Raw genomic sequence first — 20319 nt, 5'->3', positions numbered from 1 at the left:
TCAGTTCCCCTTCAGTGTCTTACCGGTCTCGACGAACGCGTCGCGGTGCTCGTCGGCCACTCCGGCCAGATTCAGTTCGTACGTGTAACGCTGCTCGAGCAGATAGCTGGTCTTGACGTCCACCGGATCGATACCGTTGATCGCCGCCTTGGCCGCCCGGATGACACGCGTGTCCTTGGCGTCGATCAGACGGGCGACCTCGAGCGCGGTCTCCAGCAGTTCCTCTCGCGGGACGGCCTTGTAGCAGGAGCCGAACTGCACCAGCTGCTGCGCGGTCACGTTCTGCGCGGTGTAGTACAGCGTCCGCATCAGGTGCTGCGGCACCAGGCGTGCCAGATGCGTGGCCGCGCCGAGCGCACCGCGATCGACCTCCGGCAGGCCGAAGACGGCGTCGTCGGAGGCGACGATCACGTCGGCGTTGCCGACCAGGCCGATGCCGCCGCCCACGCAGAAACCGTTGACCGCGACGATCACCGGGACCTCGCAGTCGTACACGGCGGAGAAGGCCGCGGCGCACCCGCGGTTGGCGTCGATCAGGGCACCGAAACCGGTGGTCTGCTGCATCTCCTTGATGTCGACGCCCGCATTGAAGCCGCGTCCCTCTGCTCGCAGGATGACCACTGAGGTCTCCGGATCGGCGCCCGCGGCACTGATCGCGTCGGCGAGTTCGAACCATGCGGCGCTGGGCAGCGCGTTGACCGGCGGAAAGTCGACCGTCACGGTGACGATGCCGGATTCGGCGCGGGCGGTGGTGATCGGCACACCGACTCCTTTGTCTGGGCTGGGTGGGGCTCTGACGAGCTACCCAAGCAAATGCTTGGTTGTTTGTTACAGTAGCACCATGACCGAAGCAGTGCACGGCCCGGTGAATCTGGGGCTGGCAGGGAGAATCGTCCTGATCACCGGCGGTGTCCGCGGGGTGGGCGCGGGAATCGCGCAAGTGCTCGACGACCTCGGCGCCACGCCCGTCGTCTGCGCTCGACGCCCGGGCGACGACGACCGCGAGTTCTATCCCTGCGACGTCCGCGACGGTGATGCGGTGGCCTCGATGATCGAGCAGATCGTCGCCGCGCACGGCAGGCTCGACGGCGTGGTGAACAACGCGGGCGGCTCGCCGTTCGCGCCGGCCGCGGATGCCTCCGACAACTTCTCCCGGAAGATCGTCGAACTCAATCTCGTCGCGCCGCTGATCGTCGCGCGCGCCGCGCACCGAGTGATGTCGACCCAGGACGGCGGCGGCGCCATCGTCAACGTGTCGAGCGTCAGCGGGCACCGGCCGTCCCCGGGCACCGCCGCCTACGGTGCGGCGAAGGCCGGTCTGGACAATCTCACCGAGACGCTCGCCGTCGAATGGGCGCCGTCGGTGCGGGTCAACTCGGTGGTCTGCGGCCCGGTGCAGACCGAGCTGGCGCATCTGCACTTCGGCGACGAGGCGGGGGTGGCCGCCGTCGGCGCCACCATCCCGATGGGCCGCATGGCCCGGCCCGCCGACATCGGCAATGCGGTGGCTTTTCTGCTGTCGCCGCTGTCGCAGTACATCACCGGTTCCACCGTCACCGTCCACGGCGGCGGCGAGAAGCCGGCCTTCCTGTCCGCCGCGAACGCCGGCAACGACGCCTGAGAACCGCGACGGTCGGGTACCGCCGCAGACTTCCGAGAGAGAGTGAAGAGCATTGAGCAACAAGACCAATGAGGGCCGCGTCGTCATCGTCACCGGTGCCGGCCAGGGGATCGGGCGCGCGCACGCGCACGCTTTCGCCGCCGACGGCGCCAAGGTGGTGGTCAACGACTACGCGGCGGAATCGGCCGCGGCCGTCGTCGACGAGATCAGGGCGGCCGGCGGCGACGCCGTCGCGGCGGTGGGCGACGTCGCCGACTGGGACACCGGCGCCGCGATCGTCGCGACTGCGATCGATGCCTTCGGCCGTCTCGACGCGCTGGTCAACAACGCGGGATTCCTGCGGGACCGGATGCTGCTCTCGCTGAGTGAGGACGAGTGGGATTCGGTGGTCCGCGTGCACCTCAAGGGGCACTTCGTGATGCTGCGTCATGCCGGAGCGCACTGGCGCGCCCAGGCCAAAGCCGGTGAACGCGTGCAGGCCCGGATCATCAACACCAGCTCGGGAGCCGGCATCTTCGGCTCGGTGGGGCAGGGCAACTACGCCGCCGCCAAGGCCGCCATCGCCGAACTGACGATTCAAGCGGCCGCCGAACTCGGCGGATACGGGGTCACCGTCAACGGCATCGCCCCGGCCGCACGCACTCAGATGACGATGGGTGCGGGCGAGGCGATGGCCGCGCAGATGGCGGCGCCGGAGGACGGCTCCTTCGACGCGATGGATCCCGCGAACATCTCGCCGCTGGTGGTGTGGCTGGGCTCGCCGGCGTCGGCCTCCGTCACCGGGCGGCTCTTCGAGGTCGAGGGCGGCCGCGTCACGGTGCTCGACGGCTGGCAGCGTGCGGCCTCGCGCGACAAGGGCGCGCGCTGGGAGGTCGCGGAGCTGACTCCGGTGGTCGCCGAGCTGATCGACGCTTCACCGGTCCAAGTCAAGGCATACGGCGCCCGCTGAGAGGGCTCGCAGATGTCTGAGACCGCGGAGGGATCGGTCCGCTACGAAGCGTGCGACGGCGTCGCCGTGGTGACGCTGAACCGGCCCGAGGCGCTGAACGCGATCGACGGGGCCGTCGCGACCGGGCTGGGGGAGGCGCTGGAGAGGGCCTCCGCCGATCGCGCGGTGCGGGCGGTGGTGCTCACCGGAGCGGGCCGGGCCTTCTGCGCGGGGGCCGACCTCAAGGCCGTCGCACGCGGTGAGCCGATCATCGACGACACCCATCCGGAGTGGGGGCTGGCGGGTCTGGTGCGGCACTGGACCGACAAGCCGCTCATCGCGGCGGTCAACGGAACGGCGCTCGGCGGCGGGACCGAACTCGCTCTCGCCTGCGATCTCGTGGTCGCCGCCGACTCCGCGGTCTTCGGACTGCCCGAGGTGAAACGCGGACTGATCGCCGGTGGCGGCGGTGTGATCCGGCTGGCGCGGCAGCTTCCGCTCAAGCGGGCCCTGGAGATGATCCTCACCGGCGACGGGGTCGACGCCGCGACCGCCTGCGAGTGGGGACTGGTCAACCGCGTCGTCCCGGCCGCCGAGGTCCTGGACACCGCGCTCGCGTTGGCGCACCGGATAGCGGCCAACGCACCGCTGGCGGTACAGCTCAGCAAACGCGCCGTCTACCGGACACATCAGGGCCGGTCGGAGTGGGACCCCGAATGGGGCGCCGAAGAGCCCTGGGCCGTCAATCAGGAGGCCGGGCTCACGGTCCTCGCCTCCGCTGACGCGAGGGAGGGACCGCGCGCGTTCGCCGAGAAGCGCGAACCGGTCTGGCGCGGAGAGTAGGTCTCGGGTATCGGCGGTCCGATCAGTGCCTGACCGGGCATCCGGGCGGTGCGAAGGTGCCCATCCGCTCGATGTCGAAGCCGTTCGGATAGCTCTTGATCCGGGGCAGATCGTGAACATGTCGCGGCCGCCGACGCCGGGGCAGCAGTGAGACCAGCCGGCCCCGGATTCGGAGGCCTGCCCTCGACGCGAACCGCAGCGCGGCGGGCGGACGCCGGTAGCCGAAGGCGTCGAGCAGTGCGCCGTCCATCACCGACAGACTGAAGGCGCCGATCAACGGTCGCAGCGGCGCCGGGTAGAAGGTCTTGAACAGGTCGATCGTCGCGTCGCCGGTGCGGCGGACGCCCGCGGTGCCGCCGGACCGGTAGTGGGCGGCCTCGTACGAGTCCATCAGAGCTGCGAACTCCTCGTAGGTCTCCGGTACGTCCTTGATCGCCATGTGTCTGCCGAGTTGCCGGTAGTACAGCACGGTCGCGCGGATCTCGTCGTCGGTGAGCGGGCGTCTGCCGTAATCGGCGATCCAGCGGACCGGCACGACGACGAAGGTGGCCAGTACGTACCGCATGTCGTCGTTGCTGATCTCGAACATCTTGTGCATCTGGTTGATCCGGCGAATCGCGGCCCTGCCGTCGGTGCTGTCGAAGCCTTTCAGGAGCGGCACCTCGAGCAGGACGGCGGTGTCGTCGTACCGCTTCTGCGGTCGGTCGCGGAACTCGCCGGTCCGGTCGAGGAGGTCGCCGATGCTCGGGACCGCGTACGTCCGGAACAGGGCGAAGCTCAGCGCTTGATTGATGTCCCAGGGGAACTCGTACGTGGCCAGGGCACGGTAGATCTCGTGGAACTCGGTCTCCGGATCCATGCCCGCGGTCCGGGACGGTGTCTGGACCAGCGTCTTGAGTGTCATCGGTCGGCTCCTGCCTGTCGGTGAGCTCACTGTAAGTTGAGTTATAGTTTTGTGCAAGGGGTCACGTCGCAGGTGTGGGAGGCGGGTTCGCATGGTGAAGAAGCAATCGGTGCCGTCCGAGCATGCGCGCAGGCGGTTTCTGGACGCGGGCCTGGAGGTGCTGGGGGAACACGGGCACGCGGGTCTCAAACTGGCGCAGGTCTGCCGGGTCGCCGGCACGACGACGGGCAGCTTCTATCACGCCTTCGCGGACTGGGCCGAGTACAAGTCGGCGCTGATCGACTACTGGCGAGAGGAACACAGCCGCAGACCGATCGGAGACGCGATCGCCGTCGACGACCCCAGGGAGCGGATCGACTTCCTGATCGGCGTCGGCCTCGGGCTCGATCGTGCCTCCGAAGCGGCGATCCGGGTCTGGTCGACCCACGATTCCGGGGTGCGGGCGCACTTGGTGGAGGTCGACCGGGAGCGCGCGGAGGTGATTCGCGAGACGTCGGCCGAGGTCATCGGTGACGCCGACAGGGCGGAGAAGTTCGCGCAGGTGGCCATGTACCTGCTCATCGGCTACCAGATGGGGACGGTCGATTCGCTGGACGCGCTGCGGTTCGGTTTCGAGTCCATGCTGGCCGGCGCAATGGGCGACGGGCCCGGTCCGTCGTGGACCGGGCCCGCCTGAGGGTCTGCAGGGTGCCGCGTCAGGCGCTGGGGGCCCGCACCACCATCGGGACGCCGGGGAACAGCGCTGCCATCTCCGAGCGCGACTTGCGCAGCGCCGCAGTGCCGTAGCCGCGCTTGCGTGATTCCGGGCGAATCCAGATGCGGACGTCGACCTCTCCGTCGTTCAGCTCGCCGAAGACGATGCCCACCTTCTGGTCGCCTTCCACGGCCACCAGCCAGACGGCGTCTTCGGCGTCGACGCGGTCGACGCCCTTGGTGATCTCGTCTGCGACGTCCCCGGCCGGCGCGCCCGACCCGTCGCCCGCGACACCCTGTTCGGCGGTGCGTTCGGCGAACAGATCGGCGTCATCGTCGGCGGAGAAGGGACGGAGGTCGAGGCTGTCGCCCGAACTCGCCGGCCGCTCGGCGAGCGTGAAGGTGATCTCCTCGTTGAGATTGTCGAGTTCGGCCTGGTTGTGGCGCCGCTCGGTCTTGGTGAGCTGGTAGAAGGACATGTTCAGGACCGCTTCCGCGCCCAGTTTCGACTTGCCGAGAAGGTCGGCGATCGCAGTCGCCGCGGCATCGCGATCCTCTGCGTCGACGATCGCGTCGAGTACCTCGTGCCGCCGCTCCATCGCGGTCAACAGCGCGTCGGTGATGTCTCGTCGGGTTGCTGCCTGGTCCAGATCCGTCATATCTCGATACTAGGTCCGATCCCGGCCGAACGGTTGGACTTCTTTTCGCCGGTCGCGATCTCGGCGCTCTTTTCGTGACGGGATCCCGAATCGGAGACCTCTCGAGAGAGTCTGTGCGGCAACAGTTTTCGATCGAGTGCTTCCAGTCAGCTAGAACACGTTCTAGTATTTGCGCACATGGGATCCGAAATGACTGCGGCCGACGCGCTGCGCAACCCCGTCCACCTCGGCGACCTGATGGTCGCGGCCCTGCGCCGTCACCGGGACAAGCCGGTTCTGAAGCTCGGCGACGCCGAACTCACCGGCGGTGAGATGGCCGACCAGATCAGTCGCTACATCCAGGCCTTCGAGGCGGCCGGTGCAGGCACGGGAACCGCCGTCGGGCTGCTCGCACTGAACCGCCCCGAGGTGCTGTTCGTGATCGGAGCGGGCCAGACGCAGGGCTGGCGCCGAACGGCGCTGCACCCGCTCGGGTCGCTCGACGATCACGCCTACGTCCTCGCGGACGCGGGCGTGTCGACGCTGGTCATCGATCCGAATCCGATGTTCGTCGAGCGAGCGGTGGAACTGGTGAAGCGGGTCGACGGGCTCACCCGGGTCCTCACCCTCGGCCCGGTACCCGCTGAGCTCACCGACATCGGCGTGGACATCGTCGCCGCCGCTCAGAAGTACCCCGTCCGAGAACTGACCGCCGCGGTGCTCGATCCCGACCACGTCGTCTCGATCACCTACACCGGCGGCACCACCGGAAAGCCCAAGGGCGTCATCGGGACCGCCCGCGCGATGTCGACGATGACGCAGATCCAGCTGGCCGAGTGGGAATGGCCCGAGCGGCCGAAGTTCCTGATGTGCACTCCGCTCTCGCATGCGGGCGCGGCCTTCTTCGTGCCCACCCTCATCAAGGGCGGCACGATGCTGGTCCTGAGCAAGTTCGATCCGGCGCTGGTCCTCGAGACCATCGAGCGGGAGCGGATCACCGCCACCATGCTCGTGCCGTCGATGCTGTACGCCCTGATGGACCACCCGGACTCCCGCACCCGCGATCTCTCGTCCCTTGAAACCGTCTATTACGGCGCGTCGCCGATGAATCCGGTCCGGCTGGCGGAGGCGATCGAGCGGTTCGGGCCGATCTTCGCGCAGTACTACGGCCAGTCCGAGGCGCCGATGGTCATCAGCTACCTGCGCAAAGACGAACACGACAAGGCCCGCCTAGGCAGTTGCGGACGCCCGTCGGCGTTCCTGCGCACCGCCCTGCTCGATTCGGAGGGCAACCGCGTGGCGCGGGGTGAGCCGGGTGAGATCTGCGTGTCCGGTCCGCTGCTGGCCGGCGGTTATCTCGGGCTGCCCGAGCAGACCGCCGAGACCTTCGTCGACGGCTGGCTGCACACCGGCGACGTCGCCCGCGAGGACGAGGACGGCTTCTGGTTCATCGTCGACCGCACCAAGGACATGATCGTCTCCGGCGGATTCAACGTGTTCCCCCGCGAGGTGGAGGACGTGGTCGCCGAGCATCCCGCGGTCGCACAGGTCGGGGTGATCGGCGTGCCGGATGAGAAATGGGGAGAGGCGGTGACCGCGGTGGTGGTCCTGCGCCCCGACGCCGATGCCGGGGACGCGGCGCAGACGCAGATCGCCGCGGACATCCAGGCCGCGGTCAAGGAACGCAAGGGTGCGGTGCAGGCGCCCAAACAGGTCGTGTTCGCCGAATCGCTGCCGTTGACGGCGCTCGGCAAGCCGGACAAGAAGGCGCTGCGCGCGCAGTTCTGGGAGGGTGCCGGCCGCGCCGTCGGATAGTTCGGCGGGAGAGGAGCCGGACGAGTGTGCAGGAATCGTGACAGTTCCGGCGTCGCAGGCCGGGAGACGATGAGCCCGAACCGGCCTCGCCTCTCGGGGCCACCGACAGCGAAAGTCCTGACATGGCTATTCTCCCGAACGGTGTCCGCGTCCGGCTGACGGCTCTTCTCACCGGCCTCGTCCTGCTGACCGCCGGGGTGCCGGGCACGGCACACGCCGGCACCCCGCATCCGCGCTTCCTGCTGACCGCGGGTACCGCGTCCCAGGGGATCAGCGTCCTGCGCGTGCACGACGACGGTGCGCTCACCCCAGTCCCGGGCAGCCCCTTCGCCACCGGTCTCGGGGTGCTGTCGCTCGTGGTGAGTCCGGATGGAGAGAAGGTCTACGTTCCGCACGCACTCGATGGCGGGGTCAGCGGTTACCGGATCTCCGGCAGCGGCCGGCTCACTCCGATCCCGGGTGCCGATGTGAAGGTGGGCGGCGCGCCGACGGCCGCCCGGCTCACGCCCGACGGCAAGTATCTGTACGTGGTTCTCGGCGGCGTCCCCGGCCGGGTGACGTCCTATCGCGTCACCGGCAGCGGCGCGCTGATCGCGACGGGGAAGCCGACCGCGCCGGTCGACGGGTTCAGCATGGTCGGTATGGGCGGCATCGACCCGAGCGGCACCCGGATGCGCGTGGTCAGCTACATCGGCAACACGATGACGAATTACGCCCTCGGCCCGGGCGGCGGCATCCGCCGTCTCGGTGTGACGCAGGTGGGGCTCGGGCCGGTCGCGCCCGGTTACTCGCCCGACGGTCGGTTCCTGTACGTCAGCGACGAGTTCTCCATGGGACTGTCGGGATTCCGCATCGGCGACGACGGCTCCGTGACACCGACCCCGGGGTCTCCGTACCCCACCGGAGGCGTCCCGCACGGCATCGTCATGACACCGGACGGCAAGCGCCTGTACGTCCCGAACGCGGTCGGCACATCGATCGCCGCGTACAACGCCCACGCCGACGGGCGGCTGACGCCGATCGCGGGCTCGCCCTACCCGGGGCCGGCCGGAACCCTCCCCGGGCAGGTGCTCCTACACCCGAACGGGCGCTACCTGTACGACATCGACGTGCTGACCGCACGGCTGACCTCGAGGGTGACCACCTAACGGATCGGGGCCGACGGGTCGCTCTCCCGGACGTCCCGACCGGAGGTGGACACCGGCGTGATCATGTCCGACGGCCCGATCGCCGCGATGACGCCGTGAGCGATCACACCGGTTCGCAGATCACGACCGGGATCTCGCGGTCGGTCCACGCGGCGTACGTGTCGAAGTCCGCGTACATCTCGACCAGCCGCGGCCAGAGTTCGGCGCGTTCGGCGTCGCCCGCGATTCGCGCCAGATAGTTGCGCTCTTCCCGGCCGATCTGGATCCGGACGGTCGGCTCATCGCGCACGTTGTAGTACCAGGCCGGATTGTTCGGCAGTCCGCCCTGCGAGGCGACGAGCACGATCGACTCGCCGTCGCGCAGGAACAGGAGCGGAACGGTGCGCTCCTGTCCCGACTTGCGCCCCGTCGTGGTGAGCAGGCAGACGGGTGTGGGGCGGCGCAGCGCGGCACCGACTCGCCAGGTCCCGCCCAGCCGTCCGCGCGTGAGCCGGTACAGCCGGGTGTTGAGCCGTGAACCGATCCTGATGATCCGCGCGACCACCGGCGAATCGAGTTGGGCCGGTCGGGAGCTCGCCTCCAAATCAGATCCGTTCGATGATGGTCGCGGTCGCCAGCGCGCCGCCGGCGCACATCGTGACGAGCGCGGTCTGCTTGTCGCTGCGCTCGAGTTCGTGCAACGCGGTGGTGAGCAGCCGGGAGCCGGTGCTGCCCACGGGGTGCCCGAGGGCGATGGCGCCGCCGTTGACGTTCACCTTGTCCATGTCGGCACCGTGCATCTGGGCCCAGCTGAGGACGACGGAGGCGAAGGCCTCGTTGATCTCGACCAGATCGATGTCGTTGAGATGCATCCCCGAGCGGGAGAGGACTCGTTCGGTGGCCTGAACGGGTCCGTCGAGGTGGTAGTACGGTTCGGCTCCGACGAGCGCCTGGCTCACCAGCCGGGCCCGCGGACGCAGGCCGAGCGCCTTGGCCTTGTCCTCGTCCATCAGCAGCACGGCCGCCGCGCCGTCGGAGATCTGCGACGAGTTGCCGGCGGTGTGGATGCCGCCCTCGATCACCGCCTTGAGTCCGTTCAGCGACTCGGCCGTGGTGTCGCGCAGACCCTGATCGCGGTTCACCTCGAGGATCTGACCGGTCAGCTCGCCCTCCTTGGTGCGCTCGGGCGCCTTGACCGTGAGGACCTCGCGGTCGAAGCGGCCCTCGTCCCACGCACGCTTGGCCTTGGTCTGCGAGGCGAGCCCGAGTGCGTCGACGTCGGCGCGGGTGATGCCCCGGCGCTTGGCGATCCGCTCGGCGGCGTCGAACTGGTTGGGCATGTCGATGTCCCACGAATCGGGGCGGCGGGGGCCCGCATCCGTGCCGACGTTGGCGCCGAGCGGCACATGTGACATGCATTCGACGCCGCAAGCGATGCCGATGTCGATGGTGCCGGTCGCGATCAGGCCGGCGACCATGTGATTGGCCTGTTGTGCGGATCCGCACTGGCAGTCGATGGTGGTGGCGCCGGTCTGCCACGGTAGGCCCGAGTGCAGCCATGCGGTGCGCGTGACATTGTTGCCCTGCTCGCCGACCTGCATGACGCAGCCGCCGACCACTTGCTCCACCAGGCCCGGATCGATTCCCGCGCGTTCGACGACGCCGCGCTGTGCCGCACCGAGGATCTCCGCCGCATGCAGGCCCGACAGCCAGCCGTTGCGCTTGCCGATCGGAGTACGGACCGCTTCGACGATCACCGGTACACCCATGCCAACTCCTTGTTCGAGAAACGTTTCTCCGTCAAAACTAGAACAAGTTCTTGTTCGCGTCTATCCAGTGTGGCAGAGTGTGAGTTACGCAAATTGTAACGGGTTCTCGTTCCGATCGAGACCGGAGAACATGGCCAGAGAATTGAGGTGATGACGTGACTCAGGCGCAGAGCGTTGAAGCGTCCGGCACGTGTCCGTTCATGCATCAGGAGGGGTGGGATTTCACGAACCCGGACCTCCTGGTCGAGGGTATTCCCGTCAAGGAGTTCGCCGAGCTCCGCAAGACCGCGCCGGTGTGGTGGAACGCTCAGCTGCCCGGCAAGGGCGGCGGCTTCCATGACGGCGGCTACTGGGCCGTCACCAAGCACGAGCACATCCGTGAGATCTCGAAGAACGCCGACGACTGGTCGGCGAACGAGAACGGCGTGATCATCCGCTTCGAGGACGACATGGACCCGGAGCAGCTCGAGGTCACGAAGACCCTGCTGATCAACCACGATCCGCCCGAGCACACGCGCCTGCGCAAGGTGGTCTCCCGTGCGTTCACGCCGAAGGCGGTCCACGCGCTGGAGGAGAAGCTCGACGCCGCCGCGCGAGAGATCGTTCAGAAGGCCGCGGACGAGGGTAAGGGCGACTTCGTCCACCAGGTCGCCGTCGACCTGCCGCTGCTGGCGATCGCCGATCTGCTCGGCGTGCCCGAAGTGGACCGGATGAAGCTCTTCGACTGGTCGAACTCGATGATGAACGCCGATGACCCGGAGTTCACCACGGACCCGCTCACCGCGAACATGGAGATCCTCGGCTACGGCTACAACATGGCCGAGGAGCGCAAGAAGTGCCCGGCCGACGACATCGTCACGCAGCTGATCGAGGCCGACATCGACGGTCACGGTCTCACCGAGGCGGAGTTCGGCTTCTTCTTCATCCTGCTGACGGTCGCGGGCAACGAGACCACCCGCAACGCCATCACGCACGGTATGAACGCCTTCCTGGACAACCCGGATCAGTGGGAGCTGTTCAAGAAGGAGCGTCCGGCCACGGCGGTGGACGAGATCGTCCGGTGGGCGACTCCGGTCAACGTCTTCCAGCGCACGGCCAAGCACGACACCCAGGTCGGCGGCGTCGACATCAAGGCCGGTCAGCGCGTGGGCATGTTCTACGGTTCGGCGAACTACGACGAGGACGTCTTCGAGGATCCGTTCACGTTCAACATCCTGCGCGATCCGAACCCGCACGTCGGCTTCGGCGGCAACGGCACGCACTTCTGCATCGGCGCCAACCTGGCTCGCATGGAGATCAACCTGATGTTCAACGCGCTCGCCGACCTGGTGCCCGACATCACCAAGCTCGAGCAGCCGCGCCGGCTGCGTCACGGCTGGATCAACGGCATCAAGGAACTGCAGGTCGATTATGGGACGAAGTCTTGACCGACACCCAGAACTCTCCCGCGTATCTGAACATCGACCGCGCGAACCATCCGGCGGTACTCGCCGGGCGGCGCTCGCGGGAGGCCGTCGAAGCTCGTGACAAGGCGGCATGGCTGGCGAACTTCGCCGCGAACGGATCCGTCGAGGATCCGGTCGGCCCGTCGATGTTCGACGAGGAAGGGCGGGGTCATCGTGGCGCCGACGGGCTGTCGGCGTTCTGGGACAAGGCGATCGCACCGACCGAGAGCATCGACTTCCAGTTCGAGAAGGAGATCATCTGTGGTCGCGAGGTGGCCTACATCGGCACCATCGTCACCCGGATCGGCGGCCACATCTCCGAGGCCGAAGGCGTGTTCACTTACAAGGCGGACGAGAACGGAGACCTGGAGGCGCTCCGCGCGTTCTGGGAGGTCGAAGCGACGATGAAGTCGTTCCGGCCCCAGTAGGTCTGCGGATGCAGTAACGGGCGAAGAAGTCCCGGCGACCGAGATGGTCGCCGGGACTTCTTCATGTCGAGCCTCGCGGCTGCGCCCGACGGACCCGCGTTCGCCTCGATGCGCTCCGTCGCTTCGCTCCTGCGCTTACTCGACTGGCCCTGGCGGAACGGCCCGCTTACTCGGCTGGCTTGACGGAACGGCCCGCTTACTCGGCTGGCTTGACGGAGCGACCCCCAGGGCAGTCGAGTAGGACGAGGCGCTAGCCGAGGACGTATCGAGGCTGACGCGGGGCCGTCTCGATGCGCTTCGTCGCTTCGCTCCTGCGCTTACTCGACTGGCCTTAGCGGTGCCCCAGGGTAGCCGAGTAGGACGAGGCGCTAGCCGAGGACGTATCGAGGCCGCCTCGATGCGCTGCTGGAATCAACGGCCGTTCAGCTGTCGGCGCCGACCTTCTCGGGGGCCTTGTCCGCGGAGACCGCCTTGAGGAGGTGGGTGTCGACGGCCAGCACTCCCTGCTTGACGAAACCGACGGCCAGCAGGCCGGCGATCAGGGCCAGGACCAGTTCGTAACCGCCGTCCGAGGCCCAGAAACCCGCGTCGATGTGGGCGATGAAGATCGCGCCGATCATGTCGACGATCAGGATCACCGACACCACCGGAACCGCGAGGCCCACGATCAGCAGGCCGCCTCCGATCAATTCGGCCAGCGCGGCGAGCCAGGCGCTCACACCGGGGACCGGCGCGCCCATCATCTCGAAGTTGGCCTTGACTCCGTCCATGCCGAACGTGAAGAACTTCTGCCAGCCGTGGGCGAAGAAGATGACGCCGAGGATGATCCGGGCGATGCTGACGGCCAGGCCCTGGCCCTGCTTGAAGTAGGTCATGGTCGAGGTGACTCCTTGTGGGATCGTTCTGTTCTCGCCCACCGAGATGTGTGGGGTCCCCGGAATTCGATCACTTACTTTTCGTAAGCGCAAAAGGTCAGAGCTAGTATCTAGGCATGATCCCGTTCGACGTCTTCGCGAAGCAGTGCCCGTCCCGGGAGGTGTTCTCGCACGTCACCGGCCGCTGGGGAGCTCTCGTGCTGGGCAAGCTGAAGACCGTTCCGCAGCGTTTCTGTGAATTGCGTGAGCAGGTGGAGGGCATCAGCGACCGGATGCTGACGCAGACGTTGAAGACACTGACGAACGACGGCCTCGTCGTGCGGACGATGTCCGACGAGAGGCCGTCGCACCCGGAGTACTCGCTGACCGACTCCGGGGTGGAGGTGGCGCGCGCGGTGCGCGCCCTGGTGGAGGCTGTTCAGAACAACATGCCCGCGCAGGCGTACGTCTGACCCCCGCGCGGCGCGGCTAGGGCTTGTCCGCGCCGAGCAGCCACATCGAGAAGTACTGTGAGCCGCCGCCATAGGCGTGGCCGAAGGCCTTGCGGACATCGGGCACCTGGTGATCGCCGCCCTTGCCCATCACCTGGATCGCCGCCTCAGCGCACCGGATCATGCCCGAGGCGCCGATCGGGTTCGACGACAGCACGCCGCCGGACGCGTTGACGGGGAGCTTCCCGCCGATCTCGGTCTCTCCCGCCTCGGTGAGCTTCCAGCCCTCGTACTCCGGCATGAAGCCGAGGTTCTCCAGCCACATCGGCTCGAACCAAGAGAAGGGCACGTAGATCTCGGCCGTGTCCACCTCTTCGAGCGGATTGGTGATCCCGGCGGCCTTCCACAATGCGGCCGAGGCGTCGCGTCCGGCCTGCGGGCTGACCACATTGCGGTGCGAGTACGAGAGCGGCTCGGTGCGCATGGCGGTCGCGTGCACCCACGCCACGGGGCGTCCTTCGGCGATCGCATCGTCCGCGGATCGCTCGTCGCCGAGCACCACCGCGCACGCTCCGTCGGACGACGGGCACGTCTCGTCGAAACGGATCGGATCCCACAGCATCTGCGAGGCCATCACCTTCTCGACGGTGATATCGGGCTGGTGCAGATGCGCGAGCGGGTTCTTCGCGCCGTTGCGGCGGTCCTTGGCGGCGACCATCGCGCCGATGTGCGCCGGCGCCTTCGAATTGTTGATGTAGGCGCGCACGTGCGGGGCGAAGAACCCGCCCGCACCGGCGCCGACCGGCATCGTGAACGGCACCGGGATCGAGAGCGCCCACATGGCGTTCGACTCCGACTGCTTCTCCCAGGAGACGGCCAGCACGCGTCCGTGGACGCCGCTGCTGACCAGGGAGGAGCCCACGATCGCGGTGGACGCTCCCACCGAGCCCGCGGTGTGCACGCGGATCAGTCGTTTGCCGACCGCGCCGATGGCCTCGGCCATCGCCAGCTCCGGCATCATCGAGCCCTCGAAGAGATCGGGCGCCTTGCCGATCACGATGGCGTCGATGTCGTCGATCGAGACGTGGGCGTCGGCGAGTGCACGGTCGATCGCCTCGCGGACCATGCCCGCCATCGTCACGTCGGTGCGCTTGGCGACGTACTTGGTCTGGCCGGTTCCGAGGACGGCGACGCGATTGCGGCCCATCAGTTCTCTCCTCCTGCGAGTGTGACGACCATGTTCTGCTGCAACAGCGGTCCGCTGGTCGCGTGAGCGACCGCGGTGCGCGCGTTGCCCGCGAGGATCTCGTGCGCGGCGTAGCCGATGCGCTGAAGACCCACGGAGAACAGGGCGTTTCCGGTCAGGGCGCCGCCCGACGGGTTGATTCTGGTGCGAGCGCCGAGCCCGAGTTCGCGCGCGACGATCAGTTCCTGATGCGTGTAGGCGGCGTGGATCTCGGCGACGTCCACATCGCGCGAGCGGTCGCCGAACGCGGTGTTCGCGGCGAGTTCGGTGGACGGCGACCGCGTCAGGTCGCGTGCACCGAAATTGGGTGTGTCGATGCGGTGATCCCAGCCGGTCACCCACGCCGGGTTCGCGACCAGCTCACGGGCGCGGGCCTCGGAGGCCAACACCACGGCGGCACCGGCGTCGGCGTACGGCGCGATGTCGTGAGCGCGGAGCGGATCGGCGACGTAGTCGGCGGCCAGCAGTTCCTCGACCGAGGCTCCGGTGGTGCGCGCGGCGACCGCCGCCATGTCGGCCTCGGTCCAGGCGCCTGAATCCAGGCCTGCGCGAGCCTGCAGGCCCGCGAGCGACCGGGCGTCCGGCCACAGCGGAGCCACCGTGTAGGGGTCTGTCTGCATCGCGAGCGTACGGTCGGAGTCGCCTGCCGAGGCCTTGCCGAATCCGTAGGCCAGTGCGACGTCGACCTCGCCGGTCGCGATCTTGACCCACGCCTCGTACAGAGCCCAGGCTCCGTCCATCTCGACGTGCGACTCGTTGATCGGCGGAACGGCGCCGATGGCGTCGATCGCGGAGATGAAGGAGAACGCGCGGCCGGCCAGGTAGTCCGACGATCCACTGCACCAGAAGTCGATGTCGGTGCGGCTGATGCCCAGATCGGCGTACAGCTTCTGGAAACAGGGGATCAGCATCTCGACGCCGTTGGTGGTGCCGGTCGATGCGGGGTCGTTGGTGCTGTGCGCGAATCCCACGACTGCGATGCGCGGGAGTGTGCTGTTGCTCATGTGAATAGCTCCTTCCCGCTCAGAGGTGATTCCGGTACGCGTCGAAGTCGGCGTCCGGTTCGCCGCTCGGGGCGAAGTGGCTGATATTGCGCATGGTGTAGTCCCATTCGGCCTCGGGACGCCACACGGCCTTGACCCGCATGCCCATGCGTACCTCTTCCGCGGGGCAGTCGAGGATCAGGTGCAGGAACGGGATGTCGGCGCCGTCGAGCAGCACGTAGGCGGCGACGTAGGGCGGCTTGATCTGCTGCCCCAGGAAGGGCACGTTCACGATGCAGAAAGTGGTGACGGTGCCGGTGTCGGGCAGCTCCACCCGCTCGACGGTCGGGCTGCCGTCGGCCGGGCTCACGTACCGGGGTGGGAAGTACACCTCGCCGGTACGCACCCGACCGCCGATGAGACGGCCTGCCTTGAGGCCCTCGAGGTACCAGCTCTCGGACTCCGCGGCCGAATGCATGATGTCGGTGGTGATCGGCGTGGTGATGATGACGTCGCCCGCGTCGTCGACGATCATCTCGCCGGTCGCCTCCGGTGCGGTCTCCGGTGTCTCACCCAGGCTGAAGTGGGCGATGTCGGTGATCGCTCCGCTGCGCGCCGCATGCCACACGGCGTGGACGCGTGCGCCGACGCTCATCTGCGACGGCTCGTCGGCGTCCACCACGTGCAGCAGCGCGGTGTCGGCGCCGTCGAGCCTGATGAGGGCGAAGGCGAACGGCCGGTCGAGGATCTGGCCGTCGAGCGGCTCCGGCTGCCAGGACCAGCTCTCGACCGTGCCGACCGGCGCGACCTCCACCAGCGAGGTCGTCGGCTCCCCGGAGGTGGGGTCGAACTCGGCGGGAGGAACCGTGACGCGGCCGTCGGAGCCGCGGCTTCCGACGATGCGGCCGTCGCGCAGGGCGAGGGCGAACTGCGACAGGACCGGTCCGAGCGAGCGTGTGTAGGCGAAGGTGTTGGTCAGCTTCGCGGACAGGATTCGTGACTCGGGTGCGGGGACCTGCACCTCGGGAGTCGGGTGGGTTGCACTATTGGACACCACCAAAGTAGAACACGTTCTAGTATGTGTCGCAAGGGTTCGACGGAAGGGTTCTCGCGTGAAACTTGGCCTACAACTGGGGTATTGGACTGCGCAACCGCCGCTGGGCGTCCCGGAGATGTTGGTGGCCGCGGAGGAGTCGGGATTCGACTCGGTGTTCACCGCGGAGTCCTGGGGATCGGATGCGTACACCCCGCTGGCCTGGTGGGGAGCGGCCACCGCGACCCTGCGGCTCGGCACGGCGGTGGCCCAGCTGTCGGCCCGGCCGCCCACCACCCTGGCCATGGCGGCCTTGACCCTCGACCATCTCTCGGGCGGCAGGCACATTATCGGTCTCGGCGTCTCCGGGCCGCAGGTGGTGGAGGGCTGGTACGGGCAGTCGTTCGGCAAGCCGTTGGCGCGCACCCGCGAATACGTGCGGATCGTCCGCGACGTGCTGGCGCGCGAGGGCGCCGTGGTCAGCGACGGACCCCACTACCCGCTGCCGCGGCGGGAGGGCGAGGGGGTCACCGGTCTGGGGAAGTCGCTCAAGCCGATCACCCATCCGCTGCGCGCGGACATCCCGATCTGGCTGGGAGCCGAAGGTCCCAAGAACGTCGCGCAGACCGCCGAGATCGCCGACGGCTGGCTCGCGATCTTCTACACGCCGCGGCTCGCGGGCATGTACGACGAGTGGCTCGACGAGGGCTTCGCCCGTCCCGGCGCGCGCCGATCGCGTGCCGACTTCGAGATCTCGGCGACCGTTCAGTGTGTGATCACCGACGACGTCGCCGCGGCGATCGACCGCTATCGGCCGTCGACCGCGCTCTACGTCGGCGGGATGGGGGCGGCGGAGAAGAACTTTCACGCCGACCTCTATCGGCGCATGGGGTACGGCCAGGCGGTCGACGACATCGGCCGGCTGTTCCGGTCCGGCCGCAAGGAGGAGGCGCTTGCCGCGGTGCCCGACGAGATGGTCCGCGAGACGATGCTGGTCGGCACCGCCGACGAGGTGCGCGAACAGATCGGGTTGTGGGAGGCCGCAGGGGTCACCACGCTGATGGTGACCGCGCGCGATGTGCAGACCGTGCGAGCACTCGGCGAACTGGTCTAGCGACGCAGCGGCGAGCGGTTCAGGGCGCGACCACCACGCCGCCGCAGCTGCGCGCGGGTATCGCCCAGAGTGCGTTGCGGTTCACCGTGCTCAGCCGCAACTGCACTCTGCCGGGCCCGAAGGTGCTGCGGGGGAGGCTGAAGTTGTGCACCCCGGTGTTCGGCGGCCGCACCTGGCTGTGGTCGATCATCGTGCCCTTCCGCCCGGTCTGCAGGTTGTGCCAGTCCAGGCGGGCCACCGAGTCGTATCCGACCCCGATCCAGAGGCTGCCGTAGTCGATCTGGATATACGTGGTCCCGGCGTACTCGGAGACGATCGCGCGGAAGGGCCGGTAGGGCATGTCGACGATGTTCGGGCTGACGTTGAGGCAGCCGTGGAGCGGGTACTCGCGTGTCACGGCGCCGGCGCTTCCCGCCCCGGCGAGAAGCGACGAGACGACGGCAGCGGCGGCGACCGCCGCGGCGAAGACACGGGTCCTGAGTGAACGACGATGTGTCGGCAGGGTGGGCATGAGCTTCTCCTCGGCGGGCTCGTCGCGTGGCTTCGTACTCGGTATGTCGACGCCGAGGGGGCGATCTGTTAGCCGGATCACAGAATCGGTGAGCCCCGGGCGTCAGGTCTCGCGGTCGGACGGGAACGAGACCTCGGCCACCACGACGTGGCCGTTCGCCAGTCTGCGCGGGTGCCGAGTCCGGACGCCGACGTCGTCGGCGATCGATTTCAGATCGCGATCGGAGACGACGGTGAACCCGAAATCCTCCAGCAGGTCGCGCATCGCCGCCGGTCTCCAGGCCGAGACATGGCGTTCCTCGCCCATCGGATCGGGCCGCCCGGCGATCGCGAAGACCGTCTTGAGCGCATAGTGCGCCGGACGGCTCACCGTGTGGCGTTGCGGATAGGTCGCTATCAGCTGAGATCCCGGAGCCGAGCGTTCGGCGACGTCCGCGAGGGTGGCACGGACCTGGTCCGTCGTGAGATACGGCAGCACTCCCTCCCAGATCCACGTGGTGGGGAGTTCGGAGCGATGACCGGCTGATTCCAGGGCGCCGGTGAGACTGTCGGTGCCGAACTCGACCGGGACGAATGCGAGTTCCTCGGTGACCGGCTCCAGATTCCGGACGCGCCTGCGCTTGTCGGCCTGCGATGCGGGGCGGTCCACCTCGAAGACGGTGGTCTGCGGCAGCTTTCGCATCCGCCAGGCCCGGGCGTCCAGACCCGCTCCGAGGACGACGAGTTGGCTGTGCCGCCGCTCGCGCACGGCGTCGTCGATCGCGACGGTGCGCGCCGCCAGGATCTCCACGGTCGCCGTCAGCAGTTCATAGGCCGGACGGTCACGCCAGTGTCTCGGGTCCGGCCCGCGTGCCGTCTCGACCTCTCTGCGCTCGTCGTCGTCGAGCAGGTCGATGGCGATGGGATCGCTGAACCGTCCGATCGCGATGCGCCCGTCCGCGACGGCGCGCGCCTGGCAGACCAGGACGGCGGTGCGGCTCGCTTTCGGCATGGCAACGACCGTAGGCCGGGACGGACCGATGGGCAACGCAGCCTCTCCTACTCGCCGGTGAACACCGGCTTCTCGCGGTTGGCGAAGGCGCGCGGGCCGATCTTGGCGTCCTTGGACGCGAAGACCTTGGCGCCGAGTTCGGCGTCGATCTTGAAGGCCTCCTCCTCGTGCAGGCCCTCGCTGTCGCGAATGGTCTTGAGGATGGCCTGGACTGCGAGCGGGCCGTTGGCCGCGATCTGGTCGGCGATCTCGAGAGCCTTGTCCAGCGCCGTGCCGTCCGGAACCACGTGGCCCACGAGTCCGTACTCCTTGGCCTCGGCGGCGGTGATGTGACGGCCGGTCAGGAGGATGTCGGCCGCCACGGTGTAGGGGATCTGGCGGACCAGCCGGACGGCGCTGCCGCCGAGCGGGAACAGGCCCCACTTGGCTTCGGAGACGCCGAACTTCGCGCTCTCGGCGGCGACGCGGATGTCGGTGCCCTGGAGGATCTCGGTTCCGCCGGCGATCGCCGGGCCCTCGACCGCGGCGATCAACGGCTTCGACAGCCGGCGTCCTTTGAGCAGTGCGGGGAGCCGCGTGAGGTCCCATCCGCCTTTCGCGAAGGAGTCGCCCGGTGCCGACTGGTTCATGGCCTTGAGGTCGGCGCCCGCGCAGAAGTAGCCGCCCGCTCCGGTCAGGATCGCGACCCGGATGTCCGGATCGTCGTCCACCTGGTCCCACGCCTGCTCCATGATCCGCATCATCGGACCCGACAGTGCGTTGCGCGCCTCGGGTCGGTTCATCGTCACGATCAGCACGTGGCCGCGCTTCTCGACGAGGCACTCCGGTGCGGCGGCGGTGGTGGCGGCAGCGCTTTCTGGGGACATGTTTCCTCCTGGCCCGACGTTTTCCTTGCCGCGAACAGTAACACGTTCTAGTTTTGACG

22 protein-coding genes are annotated in these 20319 nt (G+C 68.2%); 10 read left to right on the top strand and 12 right to left on the bottom strand.

All coding sequences use genetic code 11. From position 1 onward, the window contains the following. Entirely contained in the window at nucleotides 1-762 is a 762-nt protein-coding gene (gene echA20, locus ABFX36_RS12665) for a (7aS)-7a-methyl-1,5-dioxo-2,3,5,6,7,7a-hexahydro-1H-indene-carboxyl-CoA hydrolase (protein ID WP_006894199.1), read from the bottom strand. Between the two features lie 79 nt (nucleotides 763-841). On the opposite strand from echA20, the gene ABFX36_RS12660 reads away from it, so the two are divergent. Genes ABFX36_RS12660 through ABFX36_RS12650 form a run of 3 tightly spaced genes read left to right on the top strand, consistent with a single transcriptional unit; the run spans nucleotide 842 to nucleotide 3392 of the window. Continuing rightward, nucleotides 842-1621, top strand: coding sequence for an SDR family oxidoreductase (locus tag ABFX36_RS12660; protein WP_006894200.1), 780 nt, complete (start codon nucleotides 842-844; stop codon nucleotides 1619-1621). A 52-nt stretch (nucleotides 1622-1673) separates the two neighbouring features. Beyond that, entirely contained in the window at nucleotides 1674-2570 is an 897-nt protein-coding gene (locus ABFX36_RS12655; protein ID WP_346076622.1) for an SDR family oxidoreductase, read from the top strand. 12 nt (nucleotides 2571-2582) lie between these two features. Beyond that, nucleotides 2583-3392: a crotonase/enoyl-CoA hydratase family protein gene (locus ABFX36_RS12650; RefSeq protein WP_006894202.1), complete on the top strand. Its 810-nt coding sequence runs from the start codon at nucleotides 2583-2585 to the stop codon at nucleotides 3390-3392. Nucleotides 3393-3414: 22 nt separating this feature from the next. Here the strand turns inward: ABFX36_RS12650 and ABFX36_RS12645 are convergent, their stop codons facing one another. Then, a complete protein-coding gene (locus tag ABFX36_RS12645; protein WP_346076620.1) occupies nucleotides 3415-4296 on the bottom strand; it encodes an oxygenase MpaB family protein in 882 nt (293 codons plus the stop codon). A 91-nt stretch (nucleotides 4297-4387) separates the two neighbouring features. Here ABFX36_RS12645 and ABFX36_RS12640 point away from each other — a divergent pair, with 91 nt between their 5' ends. Beyond that, nucleotides 4388-4972: a TetR/AcrR family transcriptional regulator gene (locus ABFX36_RS12640; RefSeq protein WP_006894204.1), complete on the top strand. Its 585-nt coding sequence runs from the start codon at nucleotides 4388-4390 to the stop codon at nucleotides 4970-4972. Nucleotides 4973-4991: 19 nt separating this feature from the next. Here ABFX36_RS12640 and ABFX36_RS12635 read toward each other — a convergent pair whose 3' ends face one another. After that, nucleotides 4992-5648, bottom strand: coding sequence for a GNAT family N-acetyltransferase (locus tag ABFX36_RS12635; RefSeq protein ID WP_006894206.1), 657 nt, complete (start codon nucleotides 5646-5648; stop codon nucleotides 4992-4994). Nucleotides 5649-5837: 189 nt separating this feature from the next. Between ABFX36_RS12635 and fadD8 the strand changes: the two genes are divergently transcribed. Next, nucleotides 5838-7442 (top strand): fatty-acid--CoA ligase FadD8, encoded by a 1605-nt coding sequence (gene fadD8 / locus ABFX36_RS12630; RefSeq protein WP_346076675.1) that lies wholly within the window; start codon nucleotides 5838-5840, stop codon nucleotides 7440-7442. Nucleotides 7443-7564: 122 nt separating this feature from the next. Next, complete coding sequence (locus ABFX36_RS12625) at nucleotides 7565-8590, top strand: lactonase family protein (RefSeq protein ID WP_346076617.1); 1026 nt, start codon at nucleotides 7565-7567, stop codon at nucleotides 8588-8590. Between the two features lie 103 nt (nucleotides 8591-8693). Here the strand turns inward: ABFX36_RS12625 and ABFX36_RS12620 are convergent, their stop codons facing one another. Both ABFX36_RS12620 and ABFX36_RS12615 read right to left on the bottom strand, forming a co-directional pair. Then, complete coding sequence (locus ABFX36_RS12620) at nucleotides 8694-9173, bottom strand: nitroreductase family deazaflavin-dependent oxidoreductase (RefSeq protein WP_346076615.1); 480 nt, start codon at nucleotides 9171-9173, stop codon at nucleotides 8694-8696. 1 nt (nucleotide 9174) lies between these two features. Next, nucleotides 9175-10338, bottom strand: a complete 1164-nt coding sequence (locus tag ABFX36_RS12615; protein ID WP_346076613.1) for a steroid 3-ketoacyl-CoA thiolase — start codon at nucleotides 10336-10338, stop codon at nucleotides 9175-9177. 200 nt (nucleotides 10339-10538) lie between these two features. Between ABFX36_RS12615 and ABFX36_RS12610 the strand changes: the two genes are divergently transcribed. Beyond that, complete coding sequence (locus ABFX36_RS12610; RefSeq protein ID WP_081598037.1) at nucleotides 10539-11765, top strand: cytochrome P450; 1227 nt, start codon at nucleotides 10539-10541, stop codon at nucleotides 11763-11765. Then, a complete protein-coding gene (locus ABFX36_RS12605; protein ID WP_006894212.1) occupies nucleotides 11762-12211 on the top strand; it encodes a nuclear transport factor 2 family protein in 450 nt (149 codons plus the stop codon). Before ABFX36_RS12610 ends, ABFX36_RS12605 begins: the two co-directional genes overlap by 4 nt. Before the next feature lie 422 nt (nucleotides 12212-12633). Here ABFX36_RS12605 and ABFX36_RS12600 read toward each other — a convergent pair whose 3' ends face one another. Next, nucleotides 12634-13086, bottom strand: coding sequence for a DoxX family protein (locus tag ABFX36_RS12600; RefSeq protein WP_062366242.1), 453 nt, complete (start codon nucleotides 13084-13086; stop codon nucleotides 12634-12636). Nucleotides 13087-13202: 116 nt separating this feature from the next. Here ABFX36_RS12600 and ABFX36_RS12595 point away from each other — a divergent pair, with 116 nt between their 5' ends. After that, nucleotides 13203-13538 (top strand): winged helix-turn-helix transcriptional regulator, encoded by a 336-nt coding sequence (locus tag ABFX36_RS12595; protein WP_006894215.1) that lies wholly within the window; start codon nucleotides 13203-13205, stop codon nucleotides 13536-13538. A gap of 16 nt (nucleotides 13539-13554) precedes the next feature. Here the strand turns inward: ABFX36_RS12595 and ABFX36_RS12590 are convergent, their stop codons facing one another. From ABFX36_RS12590 to ABFX36_RS12580, 3 genes are read right to left on the bottom strand one after another with little or no spacing between them, the layout of a single operon-like run. Then, nucleotides 13555-14724, bottom strand: a complete 1170-nt coding sequence (locus tag ABFX36_RS12590; protein WP_006894216.1) for a thiolase domain-containing protein — start codon at nucleotides 14722-14724, stop codon at nucleotides 13555-13557. Then, nucleotides 14724-15767, bottom strand: a complete 1044-nt coding sequence (locus tag ABFX36_RS12585) for a thiolase domain-containing protein (protein WP_006894219.1) — start codon at nucleotides 15765-15767, stop codon at nucleotides 14724-14726. Before ABFX36_RS12585 ends, ABFX36_RS12590 begins: the two co-directional genes overlap by 1 nt. 19 nt (nucleotides 15768-15786) lie before the next feature. Further along, a complete protein-coding gene (locus ABFX36_RS12580; RefSeq protein WP_346076608.1) occupies nucleotides 15787-16803 on the bottom strand; it encodes a Zn-ribbon domain-containing OB-fold protein in 1017 nt (338 codons plus the stop codon). A gap of 55 nt (nucleotides 16804-16858) precedes the next feature. On the opposite strand from ABFX36_RS12580, the gene ABFX36_RS12575 reads away from it, so the two are divergent. Next, on the top strand, nucleotides 16859-17893 hold the full coding sequence (locus ABFX36_RS12575) for an LLM class F420-dependent oxidoreductase (protein ID WP_346076606.1): 1035 nt from the start codon (nucleotides 16859-16861) through the stop codon (nucleotides 17891-17893). A 19-nt stretch (nucleotides 17894-17912) separates the two neighbouring features. Here ABFX36_RS12575 and ABFX36_RS12570 read toward each other — a convergent pair whose 3' ends face one another. From ABFX36_RS12570 to ABFX36_RS12560, 3 genes are all read right to left on the bottom strand, one after another. Next, on the bottom strand, nucleotides 17913-18404 hold the full coding sequence (locus ABFX36_RS12570; RefSeq protein ID WP_346076605.1) for a hypothetical protein: 492 nt from the start codon (nucleotides 18402-18404) through the stop codon (nucleotides 17913-17915). Nucleotides 18405-18506: 102 nt separating this feature from the next. After that, a complete protein-coding gene (locus ABFX36_RS12565; protein WP_346076603.1) occupies nucleotides 18507-19394 on the bottom strand; it encodes a class I SAM-dependent methyltransferase in 888 nt (295 codons plus the stop codon). A gap of 47 nt (nucleotides 19395-19441) precedes the next feature. Continuing rightward, complete coding sequence (locus ABFX36_RS12560; RefSeq protein WP_006894224.1) at nucleotides 19442-20260, bottom strand: crotonase/enoyl-CoA hydratase family protein; 819 nt, start codon at nucleotides 20258-20260, stop codon at nucleotides 19442-19444. Nucleotides 20261-20319: the final 59 nt, after the last annotated feature.

This window comes from Gordonia cholesterolivorans, from assembly GCF_039531975.1.
Lineage (GTDB): Bacteria > Actinomycetota > Actinomycetes > Mycobacteriales > Mycobacteriaceae > Gordonia > Gordonia sihwensis.
The sequence above is the reverse complement of the archived record's forward strand: the minus strand, read 5'-3'. Positions and strand labels throughout refer to the sequence as shown.